General features: G+C 56.2%; 11 protein-coding genes. 10 read left to right on the top strand and 1 reads right to left on the bottom strand.

The annotated features are described in order from the left end of the window. The first annotated feature begins 14 nt into the window (after nt 1-14). From ACR2TX_RS18630 to ACR2TX_RS18600, 7 genes are all read left to right on the top strand, one after another. Nucleotides 15-428 (top strand): TOBE domain-containing protein, encoded by a 414-nt coding sequence (locus ACR2TX_RS18630; RefSeq protein ID WP_434130482.1) that lies wholly within the window; start codon nt 15-17, stop codon nt 426-428. A gap of 130 nt (nt 429-558) precedes the next feature. Beyond that, nucleotides 559-1,020: a molybdate ABC transporter permease subunit gene (locus ACR2TX_RS18625; RefSeq protein ID WP_434130481.1), complete on the top strand. Its 462-nt coding sequence runs from the start codon at nt 559-561 to the stop codon at nt 1,018-1,020. A gap of 402 nt (nt 1,021-1,422) precedes the next feature. Then, the gene (locus ACR2TX_RS18620; RefSeq protein ID WP_434130480.1) at nt 1,423-1,788 is read left to right on the top strand and encodes a hypothetical protein; all 366 of its coding nucleotides are present in this window, start codon (nt 1,423-1,425) and stop codon (nt 1,786-1,788) included. A 664-nt stretch (nt 1,789-2,452) separates the two neighbouring features. Then, nucleotides 2,453-3,838 (top strand): F0F1 ATP synthase subunit beta, encoded by a 1,386-nt coding sequence (gene atpD, locus ACR2TX_RS18615; RefSeq protein ID WP_077731038.1) that lies wholly within the window; start codon nt 2,453-2,455, stop codon nt 3,836-3,838. 194 nt (nt 3,839-4,032) lie between these two features. After that, on the top strand, nt 4,033-5,202 hold the full coding sequence (hxlAB, locus tag ACR2TX_RS18610; RefSeq protein WP_077731039.1) for a bifunctional 3-hexulose-6-phosphate synthase/6-phospho-3-hexuloisomerase: 1,170 nt from the start codon (nt 4,033-4,035) through the stop codon (nt 5,200-5,202). Nucleotides 5,203-5,481: 279 nt separating this feature from the next. Then, a complete protein-coding gene (locus ACR2TX_RS18605; protein ID WP_086133936.1) occupies nt 5,482-6,390 on the top strand; it encodes a cation diffusion facilitator family transporter in 909 nt (302 codons plus the stop codon). 269 nt (nt 6,391-6,659) lie between these two features. Further along, nucleotides 6,660-7,496 (top strand): L,D-transpeptidase family protein, encoded by an 837-nt coding sequence (locus tag ACR2TX_RS18600; RefSeq protein WP_434132513.1) that lies wholly within the window; start codon nt 6,660-6,662, stop codon nt 7,494-7,496. A 410-nt stretch (nt 7,497-7,906) separates the two neighbouring features. On the opposite strand, the gene ACR2TX_RS18595 is transcribed toward ACR2TX_RS18600, so the two are convergent. Next, nucleotides 7,907-8,068 carry a hypothetical protein gene (locus ACR2TX_RS18595; protein WP_156880886.1) on the bottom strand — a complete coding sequence of 54 codons (162 nt, stop codon included), beginning with the start codon at nt 8,066-8,068 and terminating at the stop codon, nt 7,907-7,909. Between the two features lie 511 nt (nt 8,069-8,579). On the opposite strand from ACR2TX_RS18595, the gene ACR2TX_RS18590 reads away from it, so the two are divergent. The 3 genes from ACR2TX_RS18590 to rlmKL all read left to right on the top strand — a co-directional run bounded on the left by ACR2TX_RS18590 (nt 8,580) and on the right by rlmKL (nt 13,317). After that, nucleotides 8,580-10,391, top strand: a complete 1,812-nt coding sequence (locus ACR2TX_RS18590; RefSeq protein WP_077731041.1) for an ABC transporter ATP-binding protein/permease — start codon at nt 8,580-8,582, stop codon at nt 10,389-10,391. After that, nucleotides 10,391-11,023 carry a hypothetical protein gene (locus ACR2TX_RS18585; RefSeq protein ID WP_434130479.1) on the top strand — a complete coding sequence of 211 codons (633 nt, stop codon included), beginning with the start codon at nt 10,391-10,393 and terminating at the stop codon, nt 11,021-11,023. The genes ACR2TX_RS18590 and ACR2TX_RS18585 overlap by 1 nt, the downstream gene beginning before the upstream one ends. A 92-nt stretch (nt 11,024-11,115) precedes the next feature. Continuing rightward, nucleotides 11,116-13,317, top strand: coding sequence for a bifunctional 23S rRNA (guanine(2069)-N(7))-methyltransferase RlmK/23S rRNA (guanine(2445)-N(2))-methyltransferase RlmL (gene rlmKL / locus ACR2TX_RS18580; protein ID WP_086133939.1), 2,202 nt, complete (start codon nt 11,116-11,118; stop codon nt 13,315-13,317). The last annotated feature ends 11 nt before the right edge of the window (nt 13,318-13,328 follow it).

The raw sequence follows: 13,328 nt of genomic DNA, 5'->3' as shown, positions 1-13,328 counted from the left end.
GGGGGAGATCGGCCGTGAACCGATTGCCGGGAATCATTCTTGCCGTCGCCAGCGAAGGGGATATTTCGCTGGTTGATGTCGCAGTTGAGGAAAATACTTTGACCGCAATGTTGGTGGAAACGGCGGAAACCGCGCCCTATCTGCGAGCGGGGAATGCCGTGTCGGTCTTGTTCAAGGAAACGGAAGTTTCGCTGGGCAAGGCGCTGAGCGGACGCCTTAGCCTGCGCAACCGTCTCCAGGCCGAAGTGGTCGAAATGCTCAAGGGCGAACTTCTGGCCGAGGTCAAGCTGGATTGCGGAGGTCACCGCCTGGTTTCCATCGTCACCCGCCGGGCCGCCGAGCGGCTGGAATTGGCCGTCGGCGATCGGGTCGAGGCCTTGATCAAGGCCAACGAAGTCATGCTGGGGGAAAGCGCCAATGGCGTATGACTGGCAGCCCCCGATCCTGACCCTGAAGCTCGCCTCAGTCACCACGACGATTCTGGTCGTGCTCGGCATTCCATAGGGCTACTGGTACTGGCCGATTTCGCCTGAAGGCGGCGGCGGAAGCTCGATTGCCATGCCTTTGGTATTGCCGCCATCGGTGCTGGGCTTCTATTTGCTTCTGGCCTTCAGTCCCGGGAACGTGTTCGGCCGTTTTCTGGACGAAACCTTCGGACTGCGCCTGGTGTTCGGTTTCGAAGGGCTGGTAGTGGCATCCGTGCTGTTCAGTCTGCCGTTCATGGTGCATCCCATTCAATCCGGATTCCTGCATTTGCCGCGCAGTTTCACCGAAGCGGCTTACACGCTCGGCCTATCGTGCCGGGCAACCCTCCTTCAAATTCTGCTGCCCAATATCAAGCCTGCCTTGCTGACCGGGGTCGTCATCAGTTTTGCCCATACCATCGGCGAGTTCGGCGTGGTGCTGATGATGGGCGGAAGTATTCCGGGCGTGACCCGAGTGGCTTCCATAGCCATTTACGATGAGGTGGAATCGCTCAACTATGCTGCCGCCAATTTTTATGCGTTCTGTTCGCCCTGAGCTTCTCCATACTGCTCGCCGTGTTTTTTCTCAACAAACGCGGCCCGAGAAGTCTGTGACACTGGAACTCTCTATACGAAAAAGCCTGCACACCGCGGAAGGCGTCATGACTCTCGACCTAGCGTTCGAGGTCGAGGTGGGGCGTTCAATCCGCTGGTCGTGAAAGTGGCGTCACCCTTCGAATCCGGCTCCGAGCGAGGATAAAGGAACTGTTCCGTCGTCGGATATCGCCGAATCCAAATGACAGCCGAAGAGTTATCTGGCGACTGCCCGCTCCGCTCGAACTGGGCTGCGCGGAACATGGTCGTATTTCAAGGGAGGTTTTCGGCAAGCTCCGGTCCGGTATGGGGGCGTAATCCTTAAGTTGAAAGGCCCGTTTCGGCGGTATGTGCTTGAGTCGCGATGAACAGTACGCAGATAAAAAGTTTCCTGTTTCTGACCGTGCTTGCGATCATCGGTTTTGGGCCGTTGTCATTGACGTGTTTGATCGGCTTGTTCATCGTTGTCAGAAGGCCCGAATGGTTTTATCAGGTCGTCGAAAATCTTTATCGGGGCACGGCCTGCGGGTCGATGGACTGCGCACCGGGGCAACACGGACACGGTTCGGAAGCAAGGAAGGCCAGAATCAAATCCTTCCTGTGCCTTTTTATCCTGCTGGTGCTGGATATCGCTCCGGTTCCGGTGGCGGGCTCGATCGGTTTGTACGTCGTCCTCATACGGCCTTGCTGGTTCAAGACCTTGGTCGAAAGAATCTACTACGGCGTTTGAGGATGCCACGGCCATCCGGTCGAAAATCCGCACGAAAGTCTCAAACAAAGCCTTTACGGTCTACCGGCTGAGGACGGGGTAACTTGCCCTCAAATTTCCCGATGAGCTGAGCGCCACGGTAATTCGTTGCCGCACGAGCTTTTACGCCGAAAACGAGGAGCTTCGATAGAGGCTTCCTCCAATCTTTGGATCTTACTTTGGACGCGGTAGGCGATCGCGGCAAGCCGCACGATCCGGGACGCTCGGCCGGGGTAACTCGAATGAGGGAAAGATAGGCGGGCTCGGGGCAGATATTCGCTCGACGGGTAGGGATCGAATCGGGCATTCTTAGGTTTTGATGCTAGAGCGTTTTCATCTCGCTCGTACGGCAAACCAGGCTTGGCGGAAGTCGTTGGCGCCTTCGGCTCGGGTGAATTGATTCAAGCATTCGTAAGTCGGCAATCCTTTGCCAATCGCAAACGGTCGCTTTAGTCGCGACCCTTCCGACGAAGACGCTCGGCCGGGACGTGGTGTCGGGAAGGGGGGCTTCGGCGCTCCCGAAGACGCCGTTTGCGATTGGGAGGGATTCCCGACCTACTCGCGAGTGCCCGTACAGTCGGTATGAAAATGCTCTAAGGGTCGGCCCGACAGGCCGATCCTCTAGAACTTGGTCGCAGAACTTGCAATGAGCACTCAGGAAACACAAGTTACCCCTTTACCCATCGGCCATATCGTCGAGGTCTATGGTCCTGTGGTCGATATCGCCTGCCGGTCCTTGCCGCCTTTGCATCGGTCTTTGTATGCTGCGATAGACGACGAGCGTTATATATTCGAGGTTCATCAGCATCTCGATCCGACTCGGCTTAGGGCGATCACCTTGCATCGGACAGCAGGCTTGAAGCGCGGCATGCCGGTTTACGACAGCGAGGGCGCCTTGCGGGTGCCGGTCTCGCCGGAATGCCTGGGACGGCTCCTGAATGTCTTCGGCGCTCCGCTGGATGGCGGCGGACCGTTGCCGGACGCCGAGTTTCGAGAGGTTTTGGCGCCTCCCGCCGCGCTGCACGAAGCTGTTCCGGCCAGCCGTATCCTGGAGACCGGCATCAAGGTGATCGACCTTTTATGCCCGTTCGTGCGAGGCGGCAAGACGGGGTTGTTCGGCGGTGCAGGCGTCGGCAAGACGGTATTGATCATGGAATTCATGCACGCCATCGTCGCGTTGCATCAGGGGGTTTCCGTGTTTGCCGGGGTAGGGGAACGCATTCGCGAGGGGCACGAGCTTTGGCATGAAATGCGCAATACCGGTGTCATGGGTAACGCGGTCCTGGTGTTCGGACAAATGGACGAATCCCCCGGCGTACGGTTCCGGGTCGGCCTGACGGCGCTGACCTATGCGGAATATCTACGCGACTCTTTGGGTAAAGAAGTTTTGTTTCTCATGGATAACGCCTTCCGTTTCGTGCAGGCAGGAAGCGAGGTTTCGGGATTGCTCGGACGGATGCCGGCCACGGTGGGTTACCAGCCCACCCTAGCGAGCGAGGTTGCGGAACTTCAGGACCGAATCGTGTCGACCCATAGAGGCGGTATTACATCGGTTCAGGCGATTTATGTTCCGGCCGACGATATGACCGACCCGGCGGTAAATGCCATCCTGGGCCACCTGGACACCCGCGTGATCCTGTCGCGCGCTCAGGCGGCCAAGGGAATTTATCCGGCGGTCGATCCGCTCTTGTCCGGCAGCAAGATGATGGACCGCTATTTTCTGGGGAATCGCCACTACGCCGTCGCCGAGGCCGTGAGAGAGCATCTGGCCCGTTATCAGGAGCTGGAGGACATCATCACGATGCTGGGTATCGAGGAGCTTTCCGAAAAGGACAGGCTCATGGTTCTGCGAGCCCGCAGGCTTCAGAGATACCTCAGCCAGCCGTTCCACACGGTTGCCGAACATACCGGCATTCAGGGGATTTCCGTTCCCTTGGAGCGAACTCTGGCCGACTGCGAAGCCTTTCTGCGCGGCGACTATGACGATTTACCGGAGGATCGCTGCTATATGCGCGGAGCAATGCAGTTGTAACCGCTAGGTCGATCATCGCGAGCGCATGGGAGTCGTCCTGTACCGGACATCTTGCCGACGATCCGCACTCTGCTAGCATAGGCAGTCCAACGACTGGGGGAATCGGCCGGCGAACGAGACTCCGTTGGCCTTACCGGTCGCTGGCCCGTGCGGCATACACGATAACCAACGATAAGCAGTCGGAGCACATATTCATGGCAAAACCATTAATACAATTGGCATTGGACTCCTTAGACGTCGATCAAACCCTAAGGCTGGCCAGTCTTACGGCGCCCTATGTCGATATCTTCGAAATCGGAACGCCGTGCATCAAACATAACGGGATCGGTCTGGTTACCGAGCTGAAGAAACGGTTTCCGAACAAGCTGATTCTCGTCGATCTCAAAACGATGGATGCCGGCGAGTATGAGGCTGCGCCTTTCTATACGGCCGGCGCGGATATCTGCACGGTTCTCGGCGTGTCCGGTCTTCCCACCATCGCAGGCGTGATCAAGGCGGCCAACGCCCATAATGCAGAAGTTCAAGTCGATCTCATCAATGTGCCGGATAAGCTGGCATGCGCGCGGGAAGCGGCCAAGCTGGGCGCCCACATCATCGGCGTGCACACGGGTCTCGATGCGCAGGCCGCTGGGCAAACGCCGTTCGCGGACTTGCAAGCGATCGCCAAATTAGGCTTGCCGGTCAGGATATCCGTCGCGGGAGGAATAAACCAATCGACGGCTCGCCAAGTCGCGAAAACGGGCGCGGACATCATCGTCGTCGGCGCCGCGATCTATGGCGCGTCCTCGCCCGCCGATGCCGCGCGGGAGATTCGCGAACTGGTCGAAGGCAAGCATCATAAGTTCATCATGTCGAAGCTTGCGGGCGTGCTCGGGTCTACGGATTCCAACTACGAAGCAAGACTGACTACGATGCTGGACAGGGCGTCCCGAGTTTTTATCGCGGGCGCGGGGCGTTCCGGATTGGTTGCGAAGTTCTTTGGCATGCGCTTGATGCACGGCGGTTATGACGCTTACATCGTCGGCGAGGTCGTCACGCCGAGCATTCGAAAGGGCGATTTGTTCATCGTCATTTCCGGCTCCGGAGAAACCGAGACGATGATGGCGTATACCAAACGCGCCAAGGAAATGGGAGCCAACATCGCCTTGATTACGACGAAAGACAGTTCGTCGATCGGCGATTTAGCGGACGTCGTATTCCGGATCGGCAGTGCGGAGCAGTATCGCAAAGTGGTCGGCATGCCGATGGGAACGACATTCGAACTGTCCACGCTGCTGTTGCTGGAAGCGACCGTATCCCACATCATACATGCCAAGAAGATTCCCGAGGAGCAGATGCGGACCAGGCACGCAAATTTGGAATAACAACCAAGGAGGGAAGCTTGGGAATTCCAGCGCCCCGGCACGCTCCGTCGGATCGGAAGTGGGCGTGTTTTCGTTGAAAACGCACTGACACATCCGGCGAATAAGTTTTTATTCGACAAGAGATTGTTCGCCGATCGGCCGCAGGTGTTCCGCCTGAATCACGCGGCTGTCGGCGAATATGGCGATTTGCCGCGGGCTTTCCGGCCCAGATTGGGGTGCTGCGCAAATGCTATTCTTTTCACTCCTTCGATACGAAAAAGAACGACGCCACGAGGAGTCATGTCCCATCAAGCCGATTCGCTGAAATCCATTTTTTTCGCCCTGGGCGCAAACGCGGCCATTGCCGTAGCCAAGCTGTTCGCCGCCATGCATACTGGTTCCAATTCGATGCTGGCGGAAGCAATTCATTCCTTCGCCGATTGCGGCAACCAGGGCTTGTTGATCCTCGGCCTCAAGCGGGCGAAGCGTCCGCCATCGCCGGATTTTCCTTTGGGATACGGCAAGGCGATTTATTTCTGGTCGTTCATCGTCGCGCTGATTCTTTTCAGTATGGGAGGATTGTTTTCGATTTACGAAGGCATACACAAGCTGGAGGCGCACGAAGGGCTGGAGTCGCCGTGGCTGGCGGTCGGGATTCTGGTGTTCAGCATTGCCATGGAAAGTGTCTCGCTTTACGGATGCCTGCGGGAAGTTAACAAGGCCAGGGGTAACCGAGGACTTTGGCGCTGGTTCCGCGACACGCGTCAGAGCGAACTGATCGTGGTTTTGGGCGAGGACGTAGCGGCCTTGGCGGGATTGGTGTTCGCTCTGATCGCTGTCGGGCTCGCCATGGCGACCGGCGATCCGGTTTACGACGCCGCAGGCAGTATCGCAATCGGTGGGTTGTTGGTATTGGTTGCCGTGGGCATCGGTGCGGAAGTCTCCGAGTTGTTGATCGGCCAAAGCGTTGAGCCCGAGATCAAGCAAGCCATACATAATCATCTGGACAAGTGCGAGGAAGTCGCGCAGATTTTCAATCTGATCACTCTGCAACTCGGCAGCGACGTAATGGTGGCGGTGAAGGCGAAGATGCGTCGAGTGGCCGAAATGAACGAAATGATCGCCGATATCAATCGCTGCGAGGCTGGTCTGAAAACGGCTTTTCCCCAAGTGAAATGGGTGTTTTTCGAACCCGACGCGGCCGATTGACCGGATCTGTGTGCCGTAATGCCGACGAGGCAATTCGGTTCGGGCCGAACCGGAATCAAGAAGCCTCTTGAAGAAGAATTTGGACAGAACGGTAAATATATGGTTTTCGGTACAAAGTGTAAGTCGCTACTTGGATTGAATTTTCGTTGTCGAAGAAGTATGGGCTGGCAAGCGACGTTCGCTCGATTGACAGCCGTGCAGCCACGGAGGCGCGATTCTTTTTGAGGGACCTGCATATGAAATCGAAATTCGAGACTATCCTGTTGCTGATGGTGGCGGCTGCCTTTTTGACTGCCTGTACCGGGAGCACTAAAAGGCACACACGAACGAGTGGCAAGCAAGTCCTCAAGGTGGTTAAGAAACATCAGTCAGTAGCGCGCCAATCGCCCATGTCGACTGTTAACCAATCTCCGATGCTTTCGCCGCATATTCTTGAGCCCAGACACCGGACTATCCATGATGTGCTTTACCAATTCGGCCCGTATGCCGAGCAAGAGCTCAAGCCGTATTTCAGCAAGGCCGGTATCTCCTATCCGCCTAGGAAAGTCACGTTTATTGCACTGAAACAGGAAAAGAAGCTAGAACTTTGGGCCAAAGACGAGGGAGAGTTCCGTTTTATCCGCGGCTATGACATCAAGGCCGCCAGCGGCGTGACCGGCCCCAAGCTGCGACAGGGTGACAAACAGGTTCCTGAGGGGATATACCGCATTGTCGGACTAAATCCGAATAGCAATTATCACCTGTCGATGAAATTGAACTATCCGAACGAGTTCGACTGGTTCCATGCCCAGCGCGAAGGCCGTTTCGATCCGGGATCGGACATTTTCATCCACGGTGACAGCGTATCCGCGGGTTGTCTTGCCATGGGGGACAAAGTGATAGAGGAACTGTTCGTGCTCACGGCACAGGTCGGAGAAGAAAACGTCAAAGTGATCATTGCCCCGCGAGACCCACGCGTGTTGCCGCTCGATCCCGATGGTTACGGGCTACCTTCCTGGACGCCCGATCTGTACCGGACGATAGCCGCGGAGATGGAAGTTTTCTCCGACGAGGTCAGGGTTTCGAACAACCGGCCATTTTATCCGGCGCGTGCGCCGCTTCGGTAGTTGCTCTTTACCGATCCTCCGATCGGTGCGGGACTAGCTCAAGATCAAATGGTTTTCTCCCGCGCGAGGTAGTGCCGCTGCCCAAGGAGCCTCAGGCGAATTCGGCTCGACTGTTCTTGATCCGCACAAGCCGCCAATCGGGCGGAAAGTTGTAGCGATCCAAATGAAACCACCCAATAGTGTGGTCGGGCCGATCAGCTTGAATTCGTTGGTGATGGGGCGGCGCGGACGGCAAAGCTGAAGGCGTAGCTTTCCGGAAGCATCAGCGCAAATTGTTTGCGCGCGACGAAACTGCCGCCTTTAATTCGTGGAATCTATCCCACCCGCTCGGTTGCTCCGAGCCGGCTGAAGGATTCAGCCTAGCAGCACGGTATGTGCAAGCTTGGCCGATTACGCCTCGAGCCCTGATGTCAGGAGGCGTGCTCGGTACCTTCGGAACTCTGCGTGCGGCCGCTCGCTTCCGCTTCGTCGACTATCCCCGCCACGTGCATTCGCAGGATGCATTTCACATATTTCCATAATGCGGAGAATGTTTGTTCGCTCAATTCGCGCTCGATGACTGTGGTCGACATGACATCTTCCTCCGAATTCACACCCACTCACCCAGGAGTTTGATTTCTATAATTCGTCGGTGGTAAGGGATTGCTCTCAAGCATAACGCTTCGACCGGCCTTTCGAAATACACATGATTTGTGCCAAGAACCGCCGACGCAATATTGCAGACTAGGCGGCTGTACTTTTCAACTGAAGCGTATCGATCGCACCCTTTCGTTATGAATGTTAGCCGATACGCGAAATTACGGAGAGCTTTTTTGTAGAACTCGCTTCGATAGTGGCAATTTTGGCTGGAGATGACCACACTTAAGGCCATCGGTATCTTGCCGTCGCGGGGTCCGGCACCTTGCGGGTGATACGGGACTTGAGTCACACTGCGACCAAAAAAGCATAACGACGTTACTATATTCAGTCGGTCAGTGTGCGCCCGAACCGAATTGAATTCCGGTACCGGCGACTGTGTTCGCGTTTATCGGAACAACGCGCCGGGGGAACATGCTGCGGCGAATAATACAAAGACGATTAATTATGAGTGCAGAATTTTCACAGATTAACCGATTGACGTGGCTTCGTTTCGTTCGCGGCATCAAGAGCTTCGTGTCTTCCGAAGTGGGCCGCAGGGCCGTAATGTTGTTTGTCGGCTTGATCATGTTTCTGTTTGCGATCAACGGTCTAAATGTCCTGAACAGCTACGTAGGTCGCGATTTCATGACGGCTATCGCAGAACGCAACCGAGAAGGTTTTCTGTGGCAGGCTTCCATCTATATCGGCGTTTTGGCGGCATCTACCTTGGTCGCGGTTTATTACCGCTTCATCGAAGAGCGTCTGGGTTTGCTCTGGCGGGATTGGTTGACCCGGCGCTTCGTCAATATCTATCTCGAACATCCCACCTATTACCGGCTCAATGACCGTCTGATAGCAAACGGGGAAATCGCCAATCCGGACCAGCGGATCGCCGACGACGTGCGGGCATTCACGGTTACTACGCTGTCCTTCACGCTGATGTTTCTGAACGGCGCTTTTACCGTTGTCGCTTTCTCGGGGGTGATGTGGTCGATCAGTCCGTTGCTCTTCGGCGTAGCGGTCGTTTATGCCTTGGTCGGATCCTTTTTGACCATTCGCTTAGGCTATTCACTCGTTGGATTGAACTATAACCAGCTCGACAAAGAGGCTAACTTCCGCGCGGACCTCATTCATGTCCGGGAAAACGCCGAATCGATAGCACTGTTGCGCCGCGAAGGTCGAGCTAGAGGTAGAGTCCTGCGCCATCTCGACGAATTGACGGCCAATTTCCGAAAAATCATCGACGTACAAAGAAATTTGGGATTCTTTACTACGGGGTACAATTATCTCATCCAGATTATCCCCGCCTTGATCGTGGCGCCTCTTTATATTCGCGGCGAAGTCGAGTTCGGCGTGATTACTCAAGCGGCCATGGCCTTTGCACATCTCTTGGGGGCATTTTCGCTGATCGTAACCAATTTCCAATCCATTTCTTCGTTCGCCGCAGTCATCGCTCGCTTGGGATCGCTAGCAGAGGCGATCGAGCAAGCACAGGCAACGCCGGTTCCAACGGGCGAAGTCTGCGCCCATCACCGTCGCACCTCCGAGTGTCCTATCTGCGTCAAGACGCCGGTCGCTCCAGCCGCCATCGAAGTGTGCGAAAACGATGGACTGCTTGCGTACGAGCATTTGACGCTGCGAGCTCCCGAGGATGGTCACGTCATCGTCAAGAACTTGTCCGTTTCGGTTCCTTCCGGAACACGTCTTCTGGTTTATGGAGAAGACGACACCGCGAGAGTAGCGCTATTCAAGGCTACCGCAGGTCTTTGGGAAAAAGGCGAGGGGCGGATCATTCGTCCGGAACTCGATCAGATCATGTTTCTTCCCGAGCGCCCTTATCTTCCTCCGGGAACGCTTCGTGAACTGCTGCTCCGGACCGGCCAGGAATTCGTGATCGATGAAGCGCGTATCCGGGCCGTTCTGAGCGCACTCGACCTGGAGCCCATGCTTGCGCGGGCCGGGGGGCTGGATACGGAACACGATTGGGACAGCCTTCTATCTCTAGCCGAACAACAGCTGGTAGCCGTAAGCCGTCTGGTGATTGCCGCGCCCAAATTTGCATTCTTGGACCGTATTGACACTGCTTTGAGCACGGAGCAAGTTGCCACGGTTCTGGACATGCTTAATGCTAACCGCATTGCCTATGTCAATCTCGGCGGATTGCACGACGGACTCGAATATTATGATGCGGTTTTGGAATTTGCCGCTAATGGTGAATGGACATGGAAAGCACTTCAACCCGAGCAAGAAACCTATACGGAACGGTCCGCCGTCTGATGGGCTGCAGAAATGCCGGAAGCGCAAGGTTTCCGGTAAAATTGGCCTTTTGCTGTCTGCTTGCGGCAGTAATGGCCGGTTGTGCAACCGCCCCGCCGAAAAACCCTTCGAATCTGTGCTCGATTTTTCTCGAAAAAGAAGATTGGTACGTTGACGCCCGAAATGCGCAGCGGCGGTGGGGCATACCCGTACCGGTCCAGATGGCGATCATCAATCAGGAATCGAGTTTTGTCGAGGACGCGCGTCCGCCCCGTTACCAATTTTTGGGTGTTCTGCCGTTGTGGCGGTCATCGTCAGCTTTCGGCTACGGCCAGGTCAAAGACGACACCTGGGAATGGTATCGGACGAAAACGGGCAACGGCGGAGCGGATCGGGACGAGTTCGAGGACGTGGTCGATTTTATCGGCTGGTATGCGCATCAAAGTTTTACGCGCCTTGGAATCGCGAAGTTCGACGCCTATAACCAATATTTGGCATATCATGAGGGCCACGGCGGATTCCGGCGTAAGACGTATCTATCCAAACCCTGGCTGCTGCGAGTTGCCCAGCGTGTCGCGGCGACTGCGACGCGTTACCGTCGGCAATTATCGACCTGTCAAACATCTCTTGAACGGTCGTTAGCAAGCGACTGAGAGACTGCAAGAAGCGAAGCCATGCCTTCCGATGCTGAACGGTCCCTATCTTGTCCAATCATCGCGCAATCGATTTTTTTATTAGCCAGTCAATGAATTGTTTTCAGCGTTTCTTTGCGACCGCTCCTCTCGGTATGGAGCTTCTTTTGGCAGACGAGTTAAGAGCATTAGGTGCGGTGAAGGTTGCCGAAACCCGCGCAGGGGTGGCTTTCGGCGGTGACCTCGAAACGGCGTATAAAGCGTGTTTGTGGTCCCGGCTGGCCAACAGGATCTTGCTCCCGCTGGAGCGTTTCCCTGCCGCAAGCCCGGAGGCACTCTACAAGGGCATCCGGCGAATCGAGTGGAGCGCTCATCTGGACTCGCAGGCGACCTTCGCCGTGGATTTCGCCTCCAGCCGGTCGAAGATCACCCATACGCTGTTCGGCGCTCAAAAGGTCAAGGACGGGATCGTCGATTACTTCCGCGAGCATCACGGCGTTCGCCCGTCGGTGCGTCTCGATCGCCCCGATCTCCGGGTGAACGTTTATCTGGATCGCGATATCGCGACCGTTAGCATCGATCTTTCCGGCGAGAGTCTCCACAAGCGCGCCTATCGACAGGAAGGCGGCCGTGCGCCGCTCAAGGAAAACCTGGCGGCGGCCATTCTGCTGCGCGCCGGCTGGCCTAGGATCGCCGAGAGCGGGGGACATTTCGTCGATCCCATGTGCGGCTCGGGCACCTTGCCGATCGAAGCGGCGCTTATGGCAAGCGATTTTGCGCCGGGGCTGCTGCGGCCTCATTTCGGCCTGTTCGGCTGGAAACAACATAACAGCGCGCTCTGGCAGAACCTGGTGATCGAGGCGGAACGGCGCTGCGAGGCGGGGTTGCGAAAACTTCCACCGATTGTCGGCTACGACATCGACCGGCAAGCCGTCCGAATCGCCCTGGCAAACATCGAACATGCGGGGCTCACGGGTTACGTCCATGTGGAGCGCAAAGCCATGGGCGACGCTCGCCCCCGCCATGCGTTCGGTCTGGTTGCCGTTAATCCTCCTTATGGCGAACGATTGGGCGACGAGAAGACGCTGGTCCCTCTGTATATCCAACTGGGAGAGACGCTGAAAAATCATTTCGTCGGCTGGAAGGCGACTCTACTGACCGGTAATCCGGACCTGGCCTTCAAACTGGGCATAAGGGCGACACGCTATTACACGCTGTACAACGGGGCTCTCGAATGCAGACTTTTCAATCTCGATGTCGAACCAGAGCGCTTCTTCACCCCGCGCGAACCCGAGCCGCTAACCGAGGCGCAGCGTAAAACCCGCGAAATCTTTCGAAAAGCCAAAGCTGTGGAGACAGCGGACAGCGGAGCGGAAATGTTCGCCAACCGATTGCGAAAGAATCTCAAAAACCTTGGGCGCTGGGCGCGACAAAACGGAATTCACTGCTATCGGCTGTATGATGCCGACTTGCCGGAGTATGCCGTTGCCGTAGATGTGTATCAGGGCGAGCAGGCTTGGGTTCATATGCAGGAATACGAGGCCCCCTCAAGCATCGATCCGGCCAAAGCCGAGACGCGGTTGATTCATGCCGTGGCCGCAATTCCAAAAGCGCTTGAAATCCCGCCAGAGCAGATTTTTCTCAAGATTCGGCGGAAGCAGAAGGGTTTGGCGCAGTATGAGAAACAGGCCGAAGCCGGTCGGTTTCACGTGGTAGAGGAGGGCGGATGGAAATTTTGGGTCAATTTCGAGGATTACCTCGACACCGGTCTATTTCTGGATCATCGCATTACGCGCCGGATGATTCAGGAGCGGTCGGCGGATAAGCGATTCCTGAATTTGTTCGCCTACACCGGGGCCGCTTCGGTGTACGCGGCAAAAGGCGGAGCGGCATCGACGACCACAGTTGACATGTCCCGCACTTATTTGGACTGGGCGGCACGCAATCTTGAGCTTAACGGGATCGGTGGCAGCCGCCACGAGCTCATTCACGCGGATTGTCTCGAATGGGTCGATCAGGCATCGCGGGATAAGCGGCGCTTCGACTTGATCTTTCTGGACCCACCGACCTTCTCGACGTCGAAAAGAATGCGGCAAACCTGGGACGTGCAGCGGGATCACCCGATGCTGGTAAAAAAATGCATGAATCTCTTGGCGCCGGGCGGAGCATTGGTTTTTTCGACCAATTGTCGAAAATTCAAGCTTGATTCCGAGGCGCTGGCGGGGATCAGCTTAGAGGACGTCACCCGCAAAACGATCCCCAAGGATTTCGAGCGCAATCCGAAAATTCATCATTGCTGGATAATCAGTCGCTGAGTGTTTCGAGG

This window comes from Methylocaldum sp. GT1BB (assembly GCF_051027545.1).
Lineage (GTDB): Bacteria > Pseudomonadota > Gammaproteobacteria > Methylococcales > Methylococcaceae > Methylocaldum.
Note: the sequence above shows the minus strand (reverse complement) of the source record. Positions and strands in the feature narration are given on the sequence as shown.